The organism is Pseudomonas syringae (genome assembly GCF_001698815.1).
In the GTDB taxonomy this organism is placed as follows: domain Bacteria; phylum Pseudomonadota; class Gammaproteobacteria; order Pseudomonadales; family Pseudomonadaceae; genus Aquipseudomonas; species Aquipseudomonas syringae_A.
Genome location: NZ_LGSI01000068.1, coordinates 453,082 through 476,997, shown reverse-complemented (window position 1 = coordinate 476,997; position 23,916 = coordinate 453,082). Strand labels below are relative to the sequence as shown.

20 protein-coding genes are annotated in these 23,916 nt (G+C 58.6%); 14 read left to right on the top strand and 6 right to left on the bottom strand.

The features are described from left to right. Positions 1 to 96 precede the first annotated feature (96 nt). Positions 97 to 933: a transporter substrate-binding domain-containing protein gene (locus AFK24_RS25675; RefSeq protein ID WP_065835898.1), complete on the top strand. Its 837-nt coding sequence runs from the start codon at positions 97 to 99 to the stop codon at positions 931 to 933. 139 nt (positions 934 to 1,072) lie between these two features. Here the strand turns inward: AFK24_RS25675 and AFK24_RS25670 are convergent, their stop codons facing one another. Further along, a complete protein-coding gene (locus AFK24_RS25670) occupies positions 1,073 to 2,467 on the bottom strand; it encodes an MmgE/PrpD family protein (protein ID WP_065835897.1) in 1,395 nt (464 codons plus the stop codon). A gap of 201 nt (positions 2,468 to 2,668) precedes the next feature. Here AFK24_RS25670 and AFK24_RS25665 point away from each other — a divergent pair, with 201 nt between their 5' ends. Genes AFK24_RS25665 through AFK24_RS25650 form a run of 4 tightly spaced genes read left to right on the top strand, consistent with a single transcriptional unit; the run spans position 2,669 to position 5,720 of the window. Continuing rightward, positions 2,669 to 3,331: an amino acid ABC transporter permease gene (locus tag AFK24_RS25665; protein WP_065835896.1), complete on the top strand. Its 663-nt coding sequence runs from the start codon at positions 2,669 to 2,671 to the stop codon at positions 3,329 to 3,331. 1 nt (position 3,332) lies between these two features. Further along, entirely contained in the window at positions 3,333 to 3,995 is a 663-nt protein-coding gene (locus tag AFK24_RS25660; RefSeq protein WP_065835895.1) for an amino acid ABC transporter permease, read from the top strand. A gap of 16 nt (positions 3,996 to 4,011) precedes the next feature. Further along, positions 4,012 to 4,782, top strand: a complete 771-nt coding sequence (locus AFK24_RS25655) for an amino acid ABC transporter ATP-binding protein (RefSeq protein WP_065835894.1) — start codon at positions 4,012 to 4,014, stop codon at positions 4,780 to 4,782. Positions 4,783 to 4,796: 14 nt separating this feature from the next. After that, positions 4,797 to 5,720, top strand: coding sequence for an aminotransferase class IV (locus AFK24_RS25650; RefSeq protein ID WP_065835893.1), 924 nt, complete (start codon positions 4,797 to 4,799; stop codon positions 5,718 to 5,720). Between the two features lie 939 nt (positions 5,721 to 6,659). On the opposite strand, the gene AFK24_RS25645 is transcribed toward AFK24_RS25650, so the two are convergent. Next, positions 6,660 to 7,898, bottom strand: coding sequence for an acyl-CoA dehydrogenase family protein (locus AFK24_RS25645; protein ID WP_065835892.1), 1,239 nt, complete (start codon positions 7,896 to 7,898; stop codon positions 6,660 to 6,662). 310 nt (positions 7,899 to 8,208) lie between these two features. Between AFK24_RS25645 and sfnG the strand changes: the two genes are divergently transcribed. The 7 genes from sfnG (at position 8,209) to AFK24_RS25610 (ending at position 15,545) form a co-directional block, all read left to right on the top strand. Continuing rightward, positions 8,209 to 9,309, top strand: a complete 1,101-nt coding sequence (gene sfnG / locus AFK24_RS25640; RefSeq protein WP_065835891.1) for a dimethylsulfone monooxygenase SfnG — start codon at positions 8,209 to 8,211, stop codon at positions 9,307 to 9,309. A 192-nt stretch (positions 9,310 to 9,501) separates the two neighbouring features. Beyond that, a complete protein-coding gene (locus AFK24_RS25635) occupies positions 9,502 to 10,587 on the top strand; it encodes an AMP-binding protein (RefSeq protein WP_065835890.1) in 1,086 nt (361 codons plus the stop codon). Between the two features lie 13 nt (positions 10,588 to 10,600). After that, complete coding sequence (locus AFK24_RS25630; RefSeq protein ID WP_065835889.1) at positions 10,601 to 11,404, top strand: ABC transporter ATP-binding protein; 804 nt, start codon at positions 10,601 to 10,603, stop codon at positions 11,402 to 11,404. A gap of 3 nt (positions 11,405 to 11,407) precedes the next feature. Then, positions 11,408 to 12,289 carry a branched-chain amino acid ABC transporter permease gene (locus AFK24_RS25625; RefSeq protein WP_065835888.1) on the top strand — a complete coding sequence of 294 codons (882 nt, stop codon included), beginning with the start codon at positions 11,408 to 11,410 and terminating at the stop codon, positions 12,287 to 12,289. A 21-nt stretch (positions 12,290 to 12,310) separates the two neighbouring features. After that, the gene (locus AFK24_RS25620) at positions 12,311 to 13,378 is read left to right on the top strand and encodes a branched-chain amino acid ABC transporter permease (protein ID WP_065835887.1); all 1,068 of its coding nucleotides are present in this window, start codon (positions 12,311 to 12,313) and stop codon (positions 13,376 to 13,378) included. A 52-nt stretch (positions 13,379 to 13,430) separates the two neighbouring features. Then, entirely contained in the window at positions 13,431 to 14,762 is a 1,332-nt protein-coding gene (locus AFK24_RS25615) for an ABC transporter substrate-binding protein (RefSeq protein WP_065835886.1), read from the top strand. A gap of 6 nt (positions 14,763 to 14,768) precedes the next feature. Then, entirely contained in the window at positions 14,769 to 15,545 is a 777-nt protein-coding gene (locus AFK24_RS25610) for an ABC transporter ATP-binding protein (RefSeq protein WP_065835885.1), read from the top strand. A gap of 10 nt (positions 15,546 to 15,555) precedes the next feature. Here the strand turns inward: AFK24_RS25610 and AFK24_RS25605 are convergent, their stop codons facing one another. The 3 genes from AFK24_RS25605 to ssuD all read right to left on the bottom strand — a co-directional run bounded on the left by AFK24_RS25605 (position 15,556) and on the right by ssuD (position 19,134). Continuing rightward, positions 15,556 to 16,656, bottom strand: coding sequence for a sigma-54 interaction domain-containing protein (locus tag AFK24_RS25605; RefSeq protein ID WP_020290675.1), 1,101 nt, complete (start codon positions 16,654 to 16,656; stop codon positions 15,556 to 15,558). Positions 16,657 to 16,667: 11 nt separating this feature from the next. Then, entirely contained in the window at positions 16,668 to 17,855 is a 1,188-nt protein-coding gene (locus AFK24_RS25600) for an acyl-CoA dehydrogenase family protein (RefSeq protein WP_065835884.1), read from the bottom strand. A gap of 142 nt (positions 17,856 to 17,997) precedes the next feature. Continuing rightward, positions 17,998 to 19,134: an FMNH2-dependent alkanesulfonate monooxygenase gene (ssuD, locus tag AFK24_RS25595; RefSeq protein ID WP_065835883.1), complete on the bottom strand. Its 1,137-nt coding sequence runs from the start codon at positions 19,132 to 19,134 to the stop codon at positions 17,998 to 18,000. A 729-nt stretch (positions 19,135 to 19,863) separates the two neighbouring features. Between ssuD and AFK24_RS25590 the strand changes: the two genes are divergently transcribed. Then, positions 19,864 to 21,156: a two-component system response regulator gene (locus AFK24_RS25590; protein ID WP_240500458.1), complete on the top strand. Its 1,293-nt coding sequence runs from the start codon at positions 19,864 to 19,866 to the stop codon at positions 21,154 to 21,156. 297 nt (positions 21,157 to 21,453) lie between these two features. Beyond that, complete coding sequence (locus AFK24_RS25585; protein WP_065835881.1) at positions 21,454 to 22,179, top strand: ABC transporter substrate-binding protein; 726 nt, start codon at positions 21,454 to 21,456, stop codon at positions 22,177 to 22,179. A gap of 264 nt (positions 22,180 to 22,443) precedes the next feature. On the opposite strand, the gene AFK24_RS25580 is transcribed toward AFK24_RS25585, so the two are convergent. Next, positions 22,444 to 23,670, bottom strand: a complete 1,227-nt coding sequence (locus AFK24_RS25580) for an MFS transporter (RefSeq protein ID WP_065835880.1) — start codon at positions 23,668 to 23,670, stop codon at positions 22,444 to 22,446. Positions 23,671 to 23,916 lie beyond the last annotated feature (246 nt).

The window sequence follows — 23,916 nt, the reverse complement described above, 5'->3', positions numbered from 1 at the left end:
ATTAAAAACTGATTATTAATTCTTTTGAATGTGGCTTCTGAATTGCCATCATTTGCTCACCCGTACGGGTCAATATTCATTCACAGGACCACCCCGATGAAGTCTCTTGGTTTCTACGCGCGCGTACTTGCTGCGATGCTGCTCTCCACCGTATCAATCGCTCAGGCTGCCGAGTCAGGTTCCACCTGGAAACAGATCCATGATTCCGGCGAGCTGCGTATTGGTGTCGCCCAGGGTGAACCCTGGTTCTTCAAGGATCCAGCCACCGAGCAGTGGAACGGCATTGGCTATAACGTGGGCAAGGACATCGCCAAGGAACTGGGCGTCAAGCTGGTTACGGTAGAGACCACCTGGGGAAATTCGGTTGCAGCGCTGCAGTCTGGGCAGATCGATCTGATGTTGGTGCTGGATCCCACGGAAGAGCGGCGCAAGGCCGTGGATTTTCCTGAACAACCGTTCTTCTGGTATGCCCAAGGCGTGCTGTTGCGTGACGGCCTGACCGCTACCACCTGGGATGACCTTGATCGTGACGATGTTCGTATCGGCGTGACTCAGGGCAGCAGTCCGGATTTGATTCTCAGCAAGAAATTCAAGAAGGCTCATCTGGAGCGCTACACCAACATGGACGAAGGTGTTGCCGCGTTCTATTCGGGACGTGTCGATGGCCTCTCTTACTTCCACCCGGCGCTGGCGCTGCAGCAGGCGAAAGTGCGCAAAGGCACCCTGATTTTGCCAACTCCGATCGTGTCGGTGAGCACCAGTGGTGCCGTGCGTTACGAAGATGACAAAACCTTCCGGGATTTCGTGGGCAAGGAGTTCGCCAAGCTGTACGAAAGCGGAGTCACCCAGAAGTATTACGAGGACGCTCTGCGTCTGCGCGGTGTAGACCCGAGCAAGGTGCCGCCGGTGATCAAGGAACAGTGGGCCAAGTAATACAATACCGCCGCTCATGCCATAACGATTTGAATTGAAATGGCCCCCCTGTTGGGGCGGGCGACGCACCGCTTCATTCGCGATAGCGGTCGGGTAAGCCGACCGTTTCGCGAATGAATTCGCGTACCTTGATCCATGGTCAGCGAAACAAACCCCCCAGCAAATTCCCTACGTCCTCGCACTGCTCAAGTGCGAACAGTCCTGCCAGGACCGGCTCGACCGTCTCGACGGGTGCGCCCAATGGCGCGTACTGACGAAATTTGACCGCCACCTGCGCACTGCTTAACGGTCGCTCACGGCAGCCCAGCGGGTAATTCAGGCGTATTCCACTCAGCGTTCCTTCATCCAGACGCACCCGCACTTGCCCGGCAGGGCGCCGAGTATCGGCCATCAGCGCATTCAATTCGGGATCCACCTCGGCGACCACCAGATCCGCCGCAGCCTGTACCTGTGGATCGCTCAGGGTGCTCGCTTTATGCCAGTCATGTTTGGCGATGCCCAGGGCCAGGCACGCCAGGGTGTGCGGCAGACTGAACTGGGCGTCCACTTCGTTGAGAGGACGCTTGTCCATAAAGTCTCGTGCCTGGGTCGTCCCCGTGAGTACACGTATCTCGCGGATCGCCGCTACATCGAAAGCGTGGCTAAGCTGCAATTGTTCGAAGGATTCCAGCGCCGTGTGTATCCAGCGGCAGGCAGGGTAGTGCTTGAGGCTGGCATTGGCCGCAAGCCAGTTGCTGCCCAGATCGGCCGTCAGCAGATGCGCGTCAAAGCGGTCCGACCCCAGCATCCGCCACAATCCCTGATCGCCATCCAGCACCGCCTGGGCACCCACCCAGTGACGTTGGTGCAGGCGCACCGCGCGAACCCCGGCCTCAGCCGCTGGCGCAGTGAAATCCTTGAATGACACCAATGGCCGAGATTCCCAGTTGTATTTACGCAAGCTCGGCAAGGGCGTCAGGGTTCCTGCCAGGCCCATGGCATTCTCCAAGCCTGCGGAATCCAGCTGCATCAGCTTGCCAAATGCGACAGCCGCTCCCAAAGCCTGATGCTGGCACACGCCATACACCTGGCGAAAACGCTCGATGCCAGGCTGCAGGGCAATGATGATCCTTGCATTGATTTCGTAGGCGGCGATCAGCGCTTCAAGCAGTTCACGGCCTGAGGTCTTGCGCTGCCAGACGCCGCTCAGTGCCGCGGCGACCAGGCTTGCCCCAGGATGTCCCATGCCGCGACCGTCGACTTCCAGGCCATCATCATGGTCCAGCGCGTTGATCGCCATTCCGTTGTAAAGCGCAGCGCCCACGGGTGCCAGACGCACTGAACTGCCCAGCAAGGGGCAGGGTCCCGTGGCATATTCCTCGATACAGTGCTGCCGGAACGTGGCGGCCAGCTCGCTGCGCGTCGATGCCAGGCCGCAGGCCAGCGCGTCGATCAGATGAAGTTTGATCTGCTCACGTAACGCGTCGGGGACGCTCTCAAGTTTCAGGTCGGTGGCGAATTGCGCAAGGGTGCGGGTCAGTGATTCGTTGCTCATACAGATGCCAGTGTGCAAAACGTCAAAGGCTACTGCTTAAGCACCTCCGCGGCAGATGCATTGCTAGAACAAAAATGAATATGCAAATGCTTAACAGGTATTTATGGCTATTTGCGTCCAGCTATTAACATGCGCGGCCTTCCGCTAGAGACGGCGTGGCTACGCGGGCTCAAAGGGGATCACCCCAGGAGAGAAACACGAGTGTATACTTGGAATTTTTCGGCGATATTGCCCTACAGCGGCTTGCTCTTTGAAGGGCTGTTGGGGACGTTGCGTATCGCGCTGGTATCACTGTTTTTCGGTGTCCTGCTGGGCGCATTGATGGCAGTGCTGCGTATGTCATCACGGGCCGTACTGCGCTATCCGGCGATGGCCTTTATCGGCTTCTACCGGAATACCCCGGCGATCGTGCATTTTTTCTGGTTTTTCTATGCGCTGCCGGTACTGGCGCCGGTCAGCCTGTCGCCTTTTACGGCGGCGGTGCTCGCGCTGTCCATCCAGTCCAGTGCTTTCTACGCCGAAGTATTGCGTGGTGGTATCGCTTCCATGGAGCGTGGGCAGTGGGAGGGCGCCAAGGCGTTGGGCATGACCCAGGCGCGGGTGCTGCGCCGAATCATTTTGCCCCAGGCCTTGCGCCGCATGCTTGCGCCTTTTCTTGAGCGCAGCTTCGAACTGGTCAAAACCACGGCACTGGCTTCCTCGCTGGCTTACGCCGAACTCCTTTACCAGGCCATGCAAATCAACACGCAGACGTTCAGACCGCTGGAGGTCTACAGCGTGATCGCAGTGATGTACTTCAGCGTGCTGTTTGCTGCGAGTCTGGCCAGCCAGCGCCTTGAACGCCGGCTGGCAAGGAGCGCTTGAGATGGATTACAACTGGGATTTCCATATCGTCATCGACAACCTTCCGGTGCTGTTGCGCGGCCTCAAGGTCACTCTGCAGTTGTTCCTGATCGCCGCGCTTATCGGCGTGCCGACAGGTCTATTGTTGGGGGTGGCGCGTCTGTCGCCGCAGCGACGCATCACGCTGCCAGCCATTACCTTTATCGAAGTGTTCCGTAACACGCCGGTGCTGATCCAGCTGATCTGGATTTACTACGCCTTCCCGGTCCTGCTGGGGGTGCGCTTCACGCCATTCTTTGCTGCGGCGCTGGCGTTGAGTCTTTATACCGCGGCGTACTGCGCCGAGATTTTCCGTGCTGGCCTGCAATCAGTGGTGCGCGGCCAGTGGGAAGGTGCCAAGGCATTGGGCATGACCCGGGCCCGGGCGCTTAGGCGGATCATCCTGCCGCAAGCTTGCCAGCGAATGCTGCCAGCGCTGACCAACCGGATGATCGAACTGGTCAAGGTGACTTCCCTGGCTTCAACGCTGGCGGTGACCGAAGTGATGTATCAAGGGCGCTTGCTCAGTTCCAGCTACTATCGTCCCCTGGAAATCCTGACGGTGGTTGCCTTGCTGTATTTCTGCCTGATCTGGCCGTTCAGCTTCCTCGCTGCGCGCCTTGAGCGCCGCCTCGCGCTTCGCTGATTTGTTGAGAATTGTCATGACCGAACAACCATTGTTCCGTATCCGCCAGTTGCACAAGAATTTTGATCAACCGGTGCTGAAGGGCATCGACCTGGATGTCCGTCGCGGCGAACGCATCGCCATCATTGGCGGGAGCGGTTCGGGCAAGAGCACCTTGTTGCGCTGCCTGAACTTCATGGAAATGCCCACCAGCGGCGAGATTGAGCTCAACGGCGTGCTGCTTGGCCAAGAGCGCGGCGGCGAGCGGGTCTACGAAGAGCGGCAACTGCGCGAGGTGCGTGAACGGGTCGGGATGGTGTTCCAACAGTTCAACCTGTTCCCCCACATGAGCGTGCTGGAAAACGTCATGGAAGGGCTGATCTCGGTGAAGAAGATTTCGCCGGCGGCGGCTCGGGAACGCGCTTTGGTTCAGTTGGAAAAAGTCGGTCTTGCCGACCGCCGCGATACCTATCCGGGACGTCTGTCCGGAGGGCAGCAACAGCGTGTGGCGATAGCACGGGCTTTGGTGATGGAACCCGAAGTGCTTCTGTTCGACGAGCCGACCTCATCCCTGGACCCTGAGCTGGTAGGGGAAGTCCTGCGGGTTATCCATCAACTTGCCGATGAGGGGCGCACGTTGCTGCTGGTGACTCACGAACTGGGTTTCGCTTATCACTTTGCCGAGCGTGTGCTGTTTCTGGAGAACGGGGTAATCCATGAGCAGGGTACGCCCGATCAAGTCCTCAAAAGCCCGCAGCAAACCCGTACCCAGGAATTCCTCGCACGCTTTGTCGAGCGTTCGTTCTAATACCGGAGACCACCATGCTTTCAACCACCAGCAGCCAGGCGTATGCGCCTGACCCGCGCAATGCCGACGTCAAGGTCTACCTCAATGGCGAGTTCGTTCACCGCGATGCTGCTCAGGTGTCGATTTTTGATGCCGGCTTCGTCTGCGGCGACGGCGTATGGGAAGGGCTGCGTCTGGTCCAGGGACGTCTGGTTGCCTTGCAGGCTCATCTGGACCGGCTCTTCGAAGGTGCCCTAAGTATCGATCTCGACATCGGTCTGAGCCGTGCCGAGGTCGAAAAGGTGCTCTGGGATACCCTGGCGATCAACGGCATGACTGACGGCGCACACTTGAGGTTGATGATTACCCGCGGCCGCAAGAGTACGCCCAATCAGGACCCGCGCTTCATCGTCGGCAAAGCAACTGTGGTGTGTGTCGCGGAGTACAAGGTGGTTGATGTAGAGGCCAAGTCCCGTGGCATTTCGCTGTTCACTTCGGCCTTCCGTTGCAGTACGCCGGACGTGTTCGACTTGCGGCTTAATTCTCATAGCCGGCTGAATTTGATTCAGGCACTGCTGCAAGCGTTGCATGCCGGAGCAGACGAAGCATTGATGCTCGACAGTCGGGGTTTCGTTGCCAGCTGTAACTCCACTAATTTCTTCATCGTACGTAAAGGCGAGTTGTGGACGTCATCGGCCCACTGCTGCTTCAACGGTATTACCCGCCAGACCCTGGTCAGCATTGCTCGCGAGCAGGGCATTACCGTTCACGAGGGTGAGTTCACTCTGGCGCAGGTCTACAGCGCAGATGAGGCTTTTGTTACCGGGACGCTGGCTGGCATAACCCCGGTGAAAATGGTTGATGGCCGCCCGATAGGTTCCGGTGTGCGCAGCGTCAGTGCGTCGTTGGATCAGCTTTACCAGCGTTCGATTTTTGCCAATGGTCAGGTTGCCTCGTAGCGTGTCTTCGAGCACTGGCCTCTTCCCGGATAAATCCGGTCCCACAGGAGAAAGGCGTACATATCCGTTGTTGCGGTAACGGCGACTTTTAGTTCCGCCCTTACGGCGGGTTACTTGGAAAAGCGCCAAGTAACCAAGCGCTCTCGCCCCTGACGTCCGGTGCCTCGCCTGGGCTCGACATACCCTCGCTCCGGTTCTGCTCCGTGGGCCCGCCGCCATCGGCCATCCATGGCCAAGGGCGGCTAACCCGGCATCCTTGCCGGGTTGCCCACTGCGCAAAACCTGCGCTCGGCCTTCCGACGGGGCAGGTCAAGATCAAAAGCCAAAGCAAGATCAACAGCTGGAGCCAAAGCGAGAGCAGCGTTGAACCTGTGGGAGCGAGCTTGCTCGCGAAAAACGTATGGACACCGCGTTTATCCAGACAGCACGCGTTATGTGGATCGTATCCAACTGTAGGAGCGAATTTATTCGCGAGACGTAGGCGCTGACAACGCAGATTTACAGCGTAAGCACTGGCCTCTTCCCGGATAAATCCGGTCCTACGGGCATCAAGGCGTTTCGTGGGAGCGAGGCTTGTCCGCGAAGAACGATAACGCGGTGTGTCTGGCTCACCGAGGCGCCCAATTCGCGGTCAAGCCTCGCTCCAAAGAATTCAGCGCGTCCTTGTGAGTGCGAATTTGTGGGAGATTCTATGTTTGGGGGCAACTCAAACGTCGCGTATGGCGGTGTCTGGCAAAGCGAAAATCAACAAGCCGGAGTGATCTTCGTTGGAGCGAGGCTTGCCCGCGAAGGCGTGAATTCAGCCAGCGAAATGTCGGCCGACGGACCCATTCACGGGTAAGCCTCGCTCCAACAGAATCTGGTTAAATCAGCAAGCCGATCTGACTTTCTGAATGAGGCGCCGCGAGACTTGCGGCGCCTTGCTCAGAACCTGCTCGATCAGGGCTTTCCTGCGCCGTTGCCGATCTGCCAGACGTACGGCGGTTCGGTGCCGTTGATGCGCCAGTCACCGACAATCCGCGCTTTATAGATCGACGGGTTGTGCGAAGCCGCCGTGCGCGCATTGCGCCAGTGGCGATCCAGCGCCTTGCTGACGCTGACACCCGAAGCGCCCAAGGCATTGAACAGATCCGATGCGGCGCGCAAGACCAATTCCGAAATAATCACCTGAGCCTTGGCCGTTTCGATTTCCGCAGCGATATTGGCGTCCTTTTCAACCTGCGCATCGTTGCCGAAACGAGCCACGTAGGCACGTTGCAGCGGTTCGGCCGAACGCACGGTCGCGGCTTCGGCAGCATAGACCTGCGCCGAAATTTGCCCGACCACTTGCTGGACCTGTGCGTCGTTGCTCACGCTGTTTCCATTGCCATGGCTGAACACGCGTTTGCGGTCGCGAACTTCCTGGGCAATGTCGCGTTCGATGGCGCGGCCAATGCCCGCCAGCACCGCCAGCAAGACCAATTGATAGAACGCCGTCTGGTATTTGAAACGCTGTTCGAACGAGATGACATGCTCGGCATTCACCGGCACGTTTTCATAGACCGAAGTGCCGCTGCCGGTTGTGCGTTGGCCAAAACCATCCCAGTCGTCGCTGTGGCGTACACCGGGGTCGCGCGCCTGGACGACGGCGATTACATCGGCACCGTTGTCGGCCCTCTGCGCGTACACGTCAATCCAGTCAGCGAAGATACTGCCGGTGCTGTAGAACTTGGCGCCATTGAGCACAAATCCGTCGCCCTGGGCGGTGACCTTGGTAATCACGTCGCCAATTTTCACTGCGCCGACTTCAGTCCAGCCATTGCCTACCAGATCACCCGCGACGAACCGCGCGAACCACGTGTCACGATCGGCGCCGGGTGGCGCGTTGAGACGATCTTCGACAAACGCAAAGTGCGCGCGCAGGGCTTGTGGAATGTTCGAGTCGGCTTCAGCCAACTCGATCAACAGTTGGAACAGTTGACCCACCGAAGCGCCTGCGCCGCCATATTCGGTGGGCACGCGAGCGGCGCCGAAACCGGCTTCCTTTAGCCAGGCAATCGGCTCGTAGGGCAGGGTGCGGGCCTTCTCGCGCTCCACGTTACCCGCGCTTATCTCACGAAAAATCGGCCGAAAGCGGTTGGCCAGGATTTCGTAATCGGTTCCAAGGGATAGTGGGTTTGAGGCTGTGGGCTGAGTCATACAGTGCTCCTGAGTGCAATGTGATCGGCGGTCAGACCACCGGATTGAGTAGCTGGAGCACTGCACGCTTTGTGCCTGAATACAACGTATTGATTTAAATGGATTTTTGCTGGAAGCCCGAAATGCATCTGTTGCCTGGCAGACAGTTTCTCAACAGCTTGTCAGCAAACAGTACAGCGCAATGTTTTGTGAGTTATCCGCAAGTGCTTGATCTGACTGGACTTATGACGATGGCACGTTTGCTGCTCCGGTGAAAATAATTGATCCCGGATGCAATGACGTTCGGGGCTTTCCAACCGAGGAGTTCTCCATGAGTCAGCAGCCCATCAAATTTGCCTACTGGGTACCCAATGTCAGCGGCGGCCTGGTCGTCAGCAAAATCGAACAGCGCACCAGCTGGACCATCGATTACAACCGCAAACTGGCGCAAATTGCCGAGCAATCCGGTTTCGAGTACGCCCTGACCCAGATCCGTTTCACTGCAGGTTACGGTGCCGAGTTCCAGCATGAGTCAGTCGCTTTCAGTCATGCGCTGCTGGCTGCCACTGAAAAGCTCAAGGTCATTGCGGCGATTTTGCCAGGGCCATGGAATCCTGCGCTGGCCGCCAAGCAACTGGCGACCATCGATCAGCTCACGGCCGGTCGGGTGGCGGTGAACATCGTCAGTGGCTGGTTCAAGGGTGAGTTCACTGCCATCGGCGAACACTGGCTGGAGCACGACGAGCGCTATCGCCGCTCCGAGGAATTCATTCGCGCCCTCAAGGGCATCTGGACCACTGACGACTTCACCTTCAAGGGCGATTTCTATCGCTTCCATGATTACAACCTCAAGCCCAAGCCTATCCAGCAGCCCCACCCGGAAATCTTCCAGGGCGGCAGTTCACGGGCCGCGCGGGACATGGCGGCGCGGGTGTCGGACTGGTATTTCACCAACGGTAATACCGTGGAGGGCATCAAGGCTCAGGTCGATGACATTCGGGCCAAGGCGGCGCTCAACGGGCATTCGGTGAAGGTCGGCGTCAATGCTTTCATCATTGCGCGGGACACCGAAGAAGAGGCGCGTGCAGTGTTGGCCGAGATTATCGACAAGGCCGACCCGGAAGCGGTCAATGCTTTTGGTGATGCGGCCAGACAGGCCGGCAAGGCCAGCCCGGAAGGTGAGGGAAACTGGGCTAAATCGACCTTTCAGGACTTGGTGCAATACAACGATGGCTTCAAGACCAACTTGATCGGTACGCCGCAGCAGATTGCCGAGCGCATCGTGGAACTGAAGTCAGTTGGTGTGGATTTGGTGCTGTCGGCGTTCCTGCATTTCCAGGAGGAGGTTGCTTACTTCGGCGAGCGCGTGCTGCCGCTGGTCCGCGAACTGGAAGCTGCCAGGCAGGAACAGGGTGCAAGCGTCTCCGCCTGATGCTGCCAGCTGCCGTGGATTTTGAGATGTACGGCAGCTGTTGGTGGGGCAACAGATGTTCAACATGCTGTGCTGGCTAGATACAGCCAAGCGCTACCTGAACAGTCATCAGGTCGTTGATAAACAACATATTTATGAGCTGGCACGGACGCTGCTATAGCTCCATGGATTCTTTCTCGACGGAAACTCCACATGTCCCAGTCATTGCCCCTGGCCTTGTTACAGCAGTCCCAGACCCGTGGCGCGCAGATTGCCCTGCGTTACAAGCAACTCGGCATCTGGCAGACCCGCAGTTGGAGCGAGCTGGCCGTGGAAGTCAGCCGCTTGGCTGGTGCCCTGCATCAGAAAGGGTTTGGCGCCAGCCATGATCTGCTGATCATCAGCGAGGCCAGGGCTGAAGCCCTTTTGCTGGCGCTGGCGGCGCATTGGTTGGGCGGCAGCGTCAGTCTGCTGGATGCCGCCGTGGATAACCGGGATTTGCTAGCGGCCCTGGCACCCGACTTCGCTGTCGCCGAAGGTCTGGAGGCGGTTGGGCAATTGCGCAGCGCGCCGCCGGGAGTTTTGATCTTTCTCGACAAGCGTGGGTTGAGCGCCGCGCCGGACAAAGGCCTGGTCGACTACGCCGCACTGCTGGACGGTGTGCACGCCGAACCCCCACGTCCTGCCGTAAATCCCACCACCAATGCGTTCATATTTCCCTCTCTCAATGGCTTGTTGCGCCAGGAGCTCAGCCACAGGGATTTGCTCCTTGGCGCGCGACAACTGATAGACGTTCAGGGCTTGGATAATCACGAGCAGGCGCTGGCAGCCAGGGTATTTGCCGCCAGTGGTCAGGCCCGTTATCTGTTGGCGCCCTGGCTGGTGGCAGGTTTCTGCCTGAATTTTCCCGAAGGATTGAGCACCCGGGATAACGACCGTCGGGAGTTGGGTCCGACGCTGGTGCTGGGTACCCGCGAGTCCTATGCGCGGCTGGAACTATGGGCCCGGGAGCGCCGACCGCTGCCGGGCAGCCTCAGTCACGGGCTTTATCGCTGGGCCATGAGTCCGGCGCCCGGTGTCTTGCGACGCTGGTTGGGGCATTGGCTGATTCGTCGCCCGCTGCTGGATGTGCTGGGCATGAGTCGCCTGAGCAAACCATTACTGGTGGGCGAGCCGCTGACCCCGCAAAGCACTGCGTTTTTCAGTGCGCTGGGTATTCAGCCGCGCTCGCTGAGCGCAGTCGCGAATGCCAATGCGCTGGCCGATTTACCGGCACCCGTATCTCCCCAACCTGCCTGATGAGCCTTTCTTGATGAATGCAGTTGCCCCATCGACATTACTCGCTCTGGACGATATCTCGCTGTCCTTCAAGGGCGTCAAGGCCATTACTTCGATCAGTTTTTCGGTCGCCGCAGGGGAAATCTGTGCCCTGATCGGCCCCAATGGCGCGGGCAAGAGTTCCTTGCTCAATGTAATCAACGGTGTCTACCAGGCACAAAGCGGATCGATCAGCTATGCCGGCCAGACCCGGCGCCGCATGCGTCCGCACCAGGCGGCCGAGGGTGGCATCGCCCGGACCTTCCAGAACATTGCCTTGTTCAAGGGCATGAGCGTGCTGGACAACGTCTTGACCGGACGCAATCTCAAACGTCGCAGCACTTGGCTGGAGCAAGTGCTGCGAGTCGGTCGTGCCCCGGCTGAAGACGACGAGCAACGCTGGCATGCCGAACGGATCATCGAGTTCCTGCGTATTCATCCGTGGCGCCATGCCTTGGTGGGCAAGCTCTCCTACGGTTTGCAAAAACGTGTGGAGCTGGCCCGTGCATTGGCCGCCGCGCCTCGCTTGCTGTTGCTGGACGAGCCAATGGCCGGCATGAACGCCGAAGAAAAACGCGAAATGAGCCAGTTCATCCGCGACATCAACCGCGAGCTGGGTACCACTGTGGTGCTGATCGAGCATGACATCGGTGTGGTGATGGGCCTTTGCGATCATGTGGTGGTGCTGGATTACGGGCGCAAGATCGGCGATGGCACGCCGGAGCAGGTACGCAGCAATCCGGACGTGATTGCCGCCTACCTCGGCACGCGCCGCTCGCAATCTGCCAGGAGCCAATAAGCCATGGAATTTTTCTTCGAAGTGCTGATCGGCGGCCTGCTGGCCGGGATCATGTATTCCTTGGTGGCTATCGGTTTCGTGCTGATCTACAAGGCTTCGGGCGTGTTTAATTTTGCTCAGGGCGCCATGGTGCTGTTTGCCGCGTTGACCTTTGTCAGCCTGCTGGAACGCGGCCTGCCATTTTGGTGGGCGTTCCTGGCGACCCTTGCCACGATGGTGGCGCTGGCCTTGCTGATCGAAAAATTGGTGCTGCGGCCATTGGTCAATCGCCCGCCGATCATCCTGTTCATGGCCACCCTCGGCCTGTCATACATGATCGAAGGTCTGGCCCAGGCGCTCTGGGGCGCGCAGGTCCACGGCCTGGAGTTGGGCATCCCCGATGAGCCGCTGGAGATTCGCGGCATGCTGCTGTCGCAATTCGATCTGTTCGCCGCCGGCACCGCTGCCACGCTGGTGATAGCCCTGTCTCTATTATTTAACCGCACCCGCATCGGCCTTTCCTTGCGCGCGGTGGCCGATGACCCGCTGGCTTCCCTCGCGGTTGGTATCCGGCTACCGCGCATCTGGGCGGTGGTCTGGGCCGTGGCCGGTTTTGTCGGGCTGGTCGCCGGGCTGCTCTGGGGCGCACGGCTGGGGGTGCAATTCTCCCTGTCGCTGGTGGTGCTCAAAGCGCTGCCGGTATTGATCATTGGCGGATTTTCCTCGATTGGCGGGGCGATTGTCGGTGGCTTGATCATCGGCGCAGCGGAGAAGCTCGCCGAAATCTACCTCGGCCCCGTCATCGGCAGCGGCATCGAAAACTGGGTGCCCTATGTGCTGGCGTTGCTGTTTTTGCTGGTTCGTCCTGCTGGCCTGTTTGGCGAGCGGGCGATCGAACGTGTCTGACTTTCAGTAAGGATTATTTCAATGCTTTATCGAGAAGCTGGACAGCTCTCCACCAGTTATGCAGCAGAGCGCCGCATCTTTCGCTTGCGCCAGGACCGGATCGGGCTGCTGGCCTTGTTGGCCTTTGCTTTCATCGGCGTGCCGGTGCTGGGCAACGACTACTGGTTCAGCGCAATTCTGATTCCGTTTTTGGTGCTGTCGCTGGCCGGCCTGGGCCTGAACCTGTTGACCGGTTACGCAGGACAGTTGTCCCTGGGGTCGGCAGCGTTCATGGCCGTCGGTGCCTTTGCCGCCTACAACCTGCAATTGCGGATACCGGGGATGCCACTGCTGCTCAGTTTCGCCCTGGGCGGTGTGGTCGCAGCGGCGGTAGCCCTGCTGTTTGGCCTGCCCAGTCTGCGCATCAAGGGTTTCTATCTACTGGTATCGACCCTGGCTGCGCAGTTCGTGGTGGAGTGGGTGCTGACCAAATTCAGCTGGTTCACCAATGACAATGCGTCAGGGGTCATCACCTCGCCACCGCTGATCATTGCCGGGCTGAATTTCAGCTCTCCCGCAGGGCGTTACCTGCTGACCCTGAGCCTGGTAGTGCTGTTGTTCTGGCTCGGCAAAAATCTGGTGCGCAGTGAATTGGGCCGCAACTGGATGGCGGTGCGCGACATGGACACCGCTGCTGCGGTCATCGGCATCCGCCTGTTCAAGGCCAAGTTGCTGGCCTTCGCCATCAGCGGCTTTTATCTGGGCATCGCCGGTTCGCTGTGGGCATTCGCCTATCTGGGCACTGTCGAGCCACACGGCTTTGACTTGAGCCGTTCGTTCCAGGTGCTGTTCATCATCATTATCGGCGGGCTGGGGAGTGTGTCCGGCAACTTCCTCGGCGCGGCGTTCATCGTGTTGTTTCCCATTCTGCTGGGCAACCTCAGCGCTTTGCTGCCGGTCGGCCTGGTCGATTCCGGGCAGCTGGAAAATATTCAGAAGATGCTCTTCGGGGCTTTGATCATCGCGTTTCTGATCAAGGAACCTGAAGGGCTGGCGCGCCTCTGGCAGCGCTTTCGGCAGCGCGCACGAGTCTGGCCGCTGCGTTATTGATCGATCGATTTTCCACAAAAAACGCCACGTGCACTCTTAAAGGAACCTGCCTATGAACCACCGAAAAAACCTGCAACGCCTGGCACTTGGTCTGGCCCTTCTGGGCTCTGGACTGGCGGCAACGGCGCAAGCGGCCAACGAGCAATACTTTCCCTTGCAGAGTTATCGGGTCGGGCCTTACGCCGCAGGCGGCACCGGTTTTTTCGGTGGCTTTATCGATTACATGCAGTACATCAACGACAACGGCGGGGTAAACGGGGTCAAGTTGACCTGGTCGGAATGCGAAACCGAGTACGTGGTCGAGAAGGGCGTCGAATGCTACGAACGCCTCAAAGGTGGTCTCAATGGCGCCCCGGCCGCGGCCACCAATCCGCTGTCGGTGGGTATTGCCTACGCGACTCTGGAACGTTCGACCGCCGACAAGCTGCCATTGATCACCATCAACCACGGGCGCACCGACTCCACTGACGGCAGCGTATTTCCGTATGTTTTCCCGTTGCAGTTGAACCCGTATTCGGAAGTTTCAGCCATCGTCAATTACATCGGTCAGCGCGAAGGTGGCGTGGCGTCCCTCAAAGGCAAGAAAATCGCTGTGCTTTACCACGGCTCGCCGTACGGCAAGGAAACCAACGGTGTGCTGGAAACCCTGGCAAAAAACTACGGGTTTGAATTGACCGCCCTGGAAGTGCCGCATCCCGGCAACGAACAGCAATCGCAATGGCTGAACATCCGTCGTCTCAAACCAGACTGGGTGATCCTGCGTGGCTGGGGCGTGATGAACCCGGTGGCTCTCAAGTCAGCACAGAAGGTAGGTTTCCCTGCAGATCACATCATCGGCAATATCTGGAGTAACTCCGAAGAAGACGTGATCCCTGCCGGCGGCGCCGCCAAGGGCTTCATTTCCATCACGACCCACCCGTCCGGTACGAATTTTCCAGTGCTGGAAGGTATCAAGAAATCCGTGCTCGACAAGGGCCAGGGCAATCTGGCCGATGCCAAGCGGTTTGGCACCGTTTACTACAACCTCGGCGTTGTGAACGGCATTCTCAATGTCGAGGCGTTGCGTATTGCGCAAGCCAGGTTCGGTGACAAGCCGCTTACCGGCGAGCAGGTGCGCTGGGGCTTCGAACACCTGAATCTGGACGACGCTCGCCTGCAAGCGTTGGGCGCCAAGGGACTGGTTCAACCCTTGAAACTGTCCTGCGCCGACCATGAAGGTGGCGGTGCGGTGCGCTTTCAGCAATGGGATGGGCAGCGCTGGAACCTGATCAGTGACTGGGTGCAGGCTGACCGCGCCTTGTTGCGGCCGATCATCGAAGCCTCCGCCGCGCAGTATGCCAAGGAAAAAGGCATCACCCCTCGCGATTGCAGTAAGGAGCAATAAGTCCAGATGAACCAGATCCCGCACGCCAGCCCGTCCGCTGAAACCATTCTGTCGGTGGAGCAGGTCGAGGTGTTTTACGAACAATCCATCCTCGCGCTGCGCGGGATCAGTCTGCAGGTGCGCCAAGGCCAGATGGTCGCGCTGCTGGGCGCCAACGGGGCGGGTAAAAGCACGACCCTCAAGGCGATCTCCAGTCTGATTCGCGCCGAACGTGGTGAAGTGGTCAGTGGCCAGATTCACTACCTTGGGCAATCCATCGCTCGCTCCGACCCGGCCGCACTGGTCAGGGCGGGGCTGGCTCAAGTGTTGGAAGGGCGACACTGCTTCACTCACTTGAGCGTCGAGCAGAATCTGCTGATCGGGGCGTTCGTGTCGCGGCCTTCACGTATTGAACTCAAGTCCAGGCTGGAGAAAGTCTACGGCTACTTTCCCCGGTTGCGTCTGCTGCGCAAGCGCTTGACGGGCTACACCTCCGGGGGCGAGCAACAAATGGTGGCCATCGGCCGGGCATTGATGTCCGAGCCGCGTCTGCTGTTGCTCGATGAGCCGTCCATGGGCCTTGCGCCACAGGTGGTCGAAGAGATCTTTGACATTCTGGCCCGACTCAATCGCGACGAAGGGCTGAGCCTATTGGTGGCTGAACAGAACATTAACCTGGCTCTGGATTACGCGCAGTTTGCCTATGTACTGGAGAACGGTCGGGTGGTCGACTCCGGCGCGGCGGCCGAGTTGGCCGGACGCGAGGACATCCAGAATTACTACCTGGGAACGGCGAACCGTTGATAGCGCAACGTTAAATCGACAGGTGCAACATCCGGTCGCCCTGGACGGGCTGTGCAGGGCGCCGTTTATTGACCGCCAGTTCGCCGATCTTGATCAGTCGTGTACGGGTAACGTTGCGGCTCAATCCCAGCAAATTCGCAGTGTGCACCTGGTTGTAGTGGCTGAAGCGATAGGCTGCGCGCAGCAACGAGTCTTCGACTTGTTCATGCAGGGCTCCGGCCTGCTCCTCGAACAACTTCTGAAACGCCCGGTCCAGCAGGGCCTGGGCCGAGTTGTCGCTGGCCGGATTGTCGTCCTGACGTTCGATCCGCATGTTGGACATGCGCAGGTCTTGGGCCTGGATGATGCCATCGCGGCAAATCAGCAGCGTATGGTGGATCACGTTCTCCAGTTCGCGAATGTTTCCCGGCCAACCATAGGCTTTCAGGCGTCGTTCGGCGTCTGCAGTGAGCTGGATTTGCCCATAGCCCAAACGCTGGCTGTAGGTCTGAATAAAGTGCTGGGTCAGCGGCAGAATATCCCCCGGACGCTCGCGCAGGGGGCTCAGTTCCAGGCTGACCACATCCAGACGGTAAAATAGGTCTTCGCGGAAGTGGCCGGCATTAATGGCTTTCTCCAGCTGCACGTTGGTGGCTGCCAGCACGCGCACGTCGATGGGAATGCTTTTTCTCGACCCCAGGCGGACCACTTCACGCTCCTGGAGAACTCGCAGCAGCTTGACCTGGATCGGCATCGGCAAATCGCCGATCTCATCAAGAAACAGCGTCCCGCCGTTGGCTTCTTCAAACCAGCCCGCCTTGGCGCTCAGGGCTCCGGTGAACGCGCCTTTTTCGTGGCCGAACAGTTCGGCTTCCACCAGCGACTCGGAAAAAGCCCCGCAGTTGACCGCAATGAACGGCCGGTTCTGCCGGGCGCTGAGATTGTGGATATGGCGAGCCACCAGTTCCTTGCCGGTGCCAGTTTCGCCGATGATCAGCACGCTGGCTTCACTGGGCGCGATTTGTTGCAGGTGGGCCAGCAAGGCGCGTGATTTCGGATCTTCGAATACCTGCGCGGTGGCGCGGATCGAGGTCGCCAGTGCCGGGGAGGGCGGTAGGGTAAGCAATTGCATGGAGGTTTTCCCTACGAATAGAAAGTCGGTTCGGGGAGGGCTTGATTCAATGCCCAATTGCCCAATTCATTGAGTTTGTAGTCCAGCGAGTCGTGCAGGCTCTGGGTGCGCAGATTGCGCCAGTGGCGATCCAGACCCACGGACGCATGGGTGGAGCGGGCACCGGTAACCTCGAAGACCTTGTTGCAGATTTCCAGGCCGTTACGGCTGGCTGCAACCTTTACCGTAGCGATATCTATTGCCAGTTTGCCCCGTTCAGTCACGCTCAGTTGCGAACCTTTGGCCCAGGCGGCGTCCAGGTTGTCGACAGCCCGTTCGAACAGGGCTCGGGTGCTTTCAAGACCTACCCAGAAATCACCGAAGTGGTTGAGCACGTACGGATCTTCGCTGCTCTTCGATGCGTTGGATTTGAACCAGGGTCGGCTCTCTTCCAAGGTGTATTTACGCGCTTCTTCGAAGGCGCCTTCTGCGATTCCCAGAAAGATATTGGCGAAGTGCAGTTGGGCAATCAGCGGTCTGAGGCAGGCAAACGGTGTGCTCAACGGACCCGGATCGAGCAGCAGTTCCGATTCCTCGACCCGGACCCGCTCAAACGTCGCGCTGCCGCTGTCGGTCTGACGCTGGCCCATGTTCTCCCAGTCGTTATGCAGGGTAATCCCCGAGCGTGCGCTGGGCAGCGCGGCGATCAGCAGCTTGCCGCCGGCTTGCGGGTCTACTGCTGAGGCGATAAGCATCTCTGAATTGTTGGCGCCGGAGCAGAAGCTTTTCTTGCCGGAAAACTCACGCCAGCCGCCCAGGTTCTTGACCACGGTGCGGGTATCAAGCGGGTTCAGCGCATTGCCCCAGAACCAGTTTTTTCGTGCAGTGAGTTCGAACCACGGTTGCCACTGCTCGGGCTTGCCGAACAAACGAACCGTGGCCAGCATCAAGTGATGGAACCCCAGAACGTGGGCCAACGAGCTGTCGACTCTGGCGAACTCGCGTACCACTTCGAACGTTTCACGCCAGGTCGCACCCTGACCGCCAAATTGACGCGGGATGCTCAAGGACAAAAGACCGCTTTGGCGCAAGGCATTACGCTCAGCAACGGGGGTGCCGCCCTGATGATCACGTTCCACCGCCGTGCGGGCGAATTCGATCGCCAGTTGTCGTGCAGTTTCCAGGGGCGATATAAGGGTGTTTTGCAGTGTTGCAGTCATGGATAACCTCGAAGTTGCAGCGCCGGACGGTTGGTCTTCACGTCAGGCCTGGGGTCTGCCGACGCGCATGGGTACACAGGCTGCGATGTCATTGTTCAATCGCAGCCTTTGTCAGCGCCGGCGGGTGAGCGTGTCTCGGGTTCTACTTCTGCGGCGGCAGATCGTTGGCGATCATTTCGCCGAACGGTCCGGTCAGGTTAGTGATGCCGCGTCCGGCCAGGCTGCGATACGGTTCCGGTAGCAGCGGGAAGACCAGTTCGGCGAAGCGATAGGCTTCTTCCAGATGCGGGTAACCGGAGAAGATGAAACTCTCGATGCCCAGGTCGGCGTATTCCTTGATGCGCTCAGCGACTTCCTGAGGGTTGCCCACCAACGCCGTGCCGGCACCGCCACGCACCAGGCCGACGCCAGCCCACAGGTTGGGGGCGATTTCCAGGTTGTCACGACGGCCGTCGTGCAAGGCCGCCATACGCCGTTGGCCCTCGGAATCAAAGCGCGAAAAGGACTTCTGCGCGGCGGTGATGGTTTCGTCGCTGATGTGTTCGATCAGTTTGCTGGCGGCTTGCCAGGCTTCTGCGCTGGTTTCCCGTACGATCACGTGCAGGCGAATGCCGAACTTCACGGTGCGACCCTTGCGCGCTGCCCGCTCACGGACATCGGCAAGTTTTTCCGCAACCGCAGCAGGCGGTTCGCCCCAGGTCAGGTAAACGTCCACTTGCTCGGCGGCCAGATCGTGGGCGGCTTCGGAAGATCCGCCGAAATACAACGGCGGGTAGGGTTTCTGGATCGGCGGATACAGCGCCTTGGCGTTCTGTACACGCAAGTGCTTGCCTTCGAAATCCACGGCTTCGCCTTGCAGCACCCGACGCCAGATTTGCAGAAACTCGTCAGTGACTTCGTAGCGCTCGCTGTGATCGAGGAAGCTGCCGTCGCCACGGTTTTCGTCCGGGTCGCCGCCGGTCACGACATTGATCAACAGGCGTCCGCCCGACAAGCGATCCAGGGTCGCTGCCATGCGCGCCGACACCGTTGGGGAAATGATGCCCGGACGGATCGCCACCAGGTATTTCAGGCGTTCGGTCAGCGGCACCAGTGCCGACGCGATCACCCATGAGTCTTCGCAGGAACGCCCGGTGGGAATCAAGACGCCGTGGTAACCGAGGTCGTCAGCGGCCTGGGCCACCTGTTTCAGGTAATTCAACGTGACCGGTCGCGCGCCTTTGGTGGTGCCTAGGTAGTGGCCGTCGCCGTGGGTTGGAAGAAACCAGAAAACATCCATGACAAATCCTTCAAGCTTTGAAAGCGCAGGTTGGAAAATGCATTTCTGGAATACAACGCATGCCGTAATAAACCGCTTGGCGTGCATCACCGATCCTGAAATACGAGACCAGCAACAGAGCAAGAGATGTACCACTTCGGTTATCCGCCTGTTTGGCGGATCGGAGGCAGGACAAACAACAAACGGGCTGTTGTTTAATTAGCGGAATGTTGAATAAGTGTGTCTGCAGCAACAGTTGCTGGCGAGTCAGTGGTTGGTCCCAATAGCGTGCTTGATCTCGTTGGGCTTATCTGATGACCAGGTAGCAGTAACGCCGTTCCGTGGGCTCGACGGCAAGCAGACGATTCGGCCTTGACTAGCCATACTTCGTTACCTTGCATACAAGGCCGCGTATGGCGAAAGGCTTACACGCAATCGAGTGTATCCGCCCTATACGACTTGATGGTTCAAGCGCAATCTAGAGGCATCAACCGGGACGTAGGAAGCGACCTGGAGGTCAAGGATGGTCACCATTGCCTGGATGGCTCCGACAGGATGTTGGAATGGTATTGATGAAAGAAACGACCCGCCCTGAGCGGGTTTTTTTATGGCTGCATTTTCAAACAGCCATAAGTGAACTTCAATTAAGAAGACATGCTCAGCACTTGGATTGCAGTACCTCGCGCAATTTGGTCTGGCGAATAGTTTGATGGGCCGTGAGTGTTACAGGCGTGGAGGTGAGCGTTGCAAGTGCAAGACGAGGTATTGGAAATCCTTATAGTGGATGACCAAGAGGAAAACCTGGCTGAAATGCAGGAATTGCTGGAGGAGCTCGGTAGAACGGTTCGTTGCGTAGACTCCGGTGCCAAGGCTCTGGAATGCATGACCACGGGGCAATTTGGCTTGGTGCTGTTGGATGTCCAGATGCCAGGAATGGATGGCTTTGAAGTCGCCCGACGGATGCGTGAAAATTCACAAACCCATTTCACCCCGATCATCTTCATCTCTGGAATGCGTCAGACCGACGCTGTGCTGGATCAAGGATATTCTGCCGGCGCGGTGGACTTCATGACCAAGCCTGTACACCCCGCCATGCTGCTACACAAGGCACGGGTGCTTCTGGAGCATGATCATTATCGGCGTGGCCTGTTGCGCACGAGCGAGCAACTGGAACGCGAGCGTTCTTTCAATGCTTCAATTCTGGACAATATCGCCGAAGGAATTCTGGTGGTCGGCGGCGACGGTCGCATCGATTACGCCAATCCTGCGATCACTCGCATGCTGGGTTGCTCGGGAGGCGAGCTGCAGGGGACGGAATTGATCACTTGGATTGATACGCCCCGTGAAGATAGTTGGCAAACCTCGCTGTGGCTGGATCATCTGCAGCGGGGCGAAAGTCTTCGTTTGCATGATGCCAGCTTGCGCAGCCGGGATGGGCAAACTGTCCCTGTTGCGTTGTCATGCGCGGCACTGCCTAACTGTCAGCAAGCCATGACTATAGTGGCGCTGGACATGTCAGCGGCGCGCGAGCTGTACCGCAAACTCGAAGACATGACGATCACTGATACGCTTACTGGTCTGCTCAACCGCCGTGGATTCACACAGGCGCTAGAGGCCGCAATCTCGCGCAATCAGCGTACCGGGCGCTTGAGCGCACTTCTGTTTCTTGATCTCGATGGCTTCAAACAGATCAACGACAAGTTCGGCCATGATCGTGGGGATGAGGCTCTGCGTTGGGTCAGCGCTCAATTACAGGCTTGTTTAAGACCCTACGACCGATTGGCGAGGATTGGCGGTGATGAGTTCACGGTGATCATTGAAGGTGTTCAAGGGCGAAATGATGCCACCGCGGTGGCTGAGAAGTTGGTGCAGCAGGTGGCCGCTGATCAGGATAGTTTTCCATTGGGGGCAAGCATAAGGATTGCTTGCCTCCCTGAAAGCGGAAGCAGCGTCGAAGACATAATGCGTGCTGCAGATTCAGCGATGTACGAAGCCAAGCATCTCGGGAAAGGTCAGTACCGCTTCCATAAACCGAATGGCTAAGTGCAGCAAGCAGCAGACACTTATTCGTCCGTCAGGCCTAACTGTATGGACAGCTGGATTGCTGTTCCCTAGCGTATTGTTGATGGCGGCTTCCTGAGGACCCTATTCCTACGGGTAATCAATAAAGAGTCAGCGGACGCGATCGCTGTTGCCGGTCAGCAAGCGCTAATAACGTCCCATCAGGAACAGTCATATTTTTACCCGTCGCGTTACAGCAGCTGCTATATGTCCGCTGTCCCCGCGATTGCGGCGATAGCCCTTTCAATGCCTGTTCAGGCTCTGGATTCGGAGAAAATAATGAGCGCAGTATCCCCGGCCGTATTGGCTGATCTTGCACCCAATGGAACCCTTCGTGCAGCAATCAATTTCGGCAATCCCGTGCTTGCGCAACAAGCCGCCGATGGCAGCCCCCAAGGCGTCTCGGTCCAGCTTGCCAAGGCCTTGTCGAAAGAGTTGGACGTCCCGCTGGAGATGGTGATTTTCGACGCTGCCGGGAAAGTCTTTGCAGCGCTTGATCAAGGCAGCTGGAACGTTGCGTTCATGGCTATTGAGCCCGTTCGTGCTGCGCAGGTCGCCTTCAGTGATCCGTATGTCGCCATTGAAGGGACCTATCTGGTGCGGGCTGATTCAAAGTTCACCAGGGTTGAGGATCTGGACAGTGCTGGCTTGAAGCTCGCTGTAGGTAAAGGCGCGGCATACGATCTCTATCTGTCCAGGACGTTGAAGCACGCCGAGTTGCATCGGGCTGAAACTTCGGCCGGTGCAGTCAAGCTCTTCTTGGACCTGGGGTTGGATGCCGCGGCCGGTGTGCGCCAGCCTTTGGAGAAATTCGCCGCGACCCATGCGGGTTATCGGGTTATCGAGGGGCAATTCACATCCATTCGCCAGGCCATGGCCGTGCCGCGGCAGCACTCGGCAGGTGCTGAATACATCAAAGATTTTGTGAAACGGCAGAAGGGCAATGGCCTGGTGCGCAAGGCACTGGATGAAACCGGGCAGGCCGACGTTAACGTTCCGAAATAAACCCCGGCGAGCGATCTGGATGTCATCGCAGGCGTTATTTCTGGCCCTTTCGTGCCCGATAACTTGCCCTTAGATGCCGCAACCGAGAAGCAGGTAATCTCAAAAGGTTGCGGCATTCGTGCGTCTGATTTCAGCGCATAGCGCCGCTACCTGTCCTATATCCATGTATGCAGGTCAGGCCCTGATTAATCCTCCCTGTGTAAAAGCTACTTTGGAAAACTCAGGAATGCCCCAAATTAATCTTAGCTATTTACCTCGGTCTGGTTAGCAGGGTTGGGCCGCCAGGTTATTAGTGACGTTACGCCCCAGCACAAGTACCGTAACAAACCCGCAGCCCACCAGCGCCGTGGCAAGACTCAACAGCACCGAGCTGCCCAGTTGGTCGACGATCTGTCCGCCGAAGAACGAGCCCAACGCAATAATCACCTGGAACAAGGCGACGAATAGAGGCATGCCGCGCTCGACGTCTTGGGGCGCGACGACAAACATCCAAATACTGGCGCAGGCCGGGAACGCGCCGAAGGCGAAGCCCCAGAGCGCGATCAGCATCGCTGCGCCGGTCATGCCGGTGGCGAAGTAGGGGAACAGGGCGGTGCTGATACCGATCATCAGTGCGACCAGCAACAGGGTATGACGCACGCTACGGTTGGCGGCGAAACCGGCAAAAATATTACCCATTACCCCGGCCGCGCCATAGAGCAACAGCAGAGAGCCAATAGTTGGCCCATCGAAGCCGGCACTTTGTTTGAAAAAGGGTGCGACATAGGTGTACGCGGCAAAGTGCGCCAGGCCAATCAGCAATACAGCGATCAATCCAACCCGAGATTGTGGATTGATAAACAAGGCCGGCAGGTCACTAATGCGAATGGCCTTGTCCGGATTGAGCCGCGGTAGCAGGAAGATCTGCGCCAGTAGCACCGGTATGCCCACTAGCGCGGTTACCAGGAAGGTCATGCGCCAGCCCATCAGGCCACTCAGCCAGGTGCCTACGGGCACGCCCAGCACGGTGGCCAAGGTCACACCGACCATGATGATCGAGGTGGCCTGGGCGACGCCCACTCCCTTGGGGGCCAGGCGGCCGCTGAGGGCAATGGCAGTAGCCCAGAAACCGCCGATACTGATGCCCAGTAGTACGCGGCCGAACAGCAGTAGGCTGAAGTCGCTGGCGTAGGCCACGACCGAGTTGGCGATGATCATTATCAGCGTCAGGCCGATAAGCAGATAGCGACGGTCCAAGGCGCCAATGCCCACAGACAGCAAGGGCGCGGCGAGGGCGGCCGTTATGCCGGGCAGGGTAACCATCAGACCGGCGTGGCCTGCACTGATGCCGAGGTCGCTGGCGACATCGTTGAGTACGCCCACCGGGAGAAACTCACTGGTGACCAACGCGAAGGCACCCACTGCGACCGAAAGAATTGCCAGCCACTGCTGTTTGACACTCTGCTGATTATGTTCGGGTAGACCGCGAGGGGCCGGGCTGGCGCTTGGCATGGGGCTGGGTTCCAGGGGGGAATGTCGCCTGCAGGCAGGCGTGGGGGCGGGGAGAAACTGGAGGCGATTATAGGAGTCAGTTTTGGCAACCAGACAGGCGAGCCTTTCGATAGTAATCATCAGCGCAATCGATGAGACGCCCTGAACAGAGCGCCCGCTGTTGGCCGAAAGCGACGGAGTGACTACCCCGTCGCTAATCCCTGATCCAAAAGCCTTGGCGCTCTAGACCTGCACGCAGCATGCAGC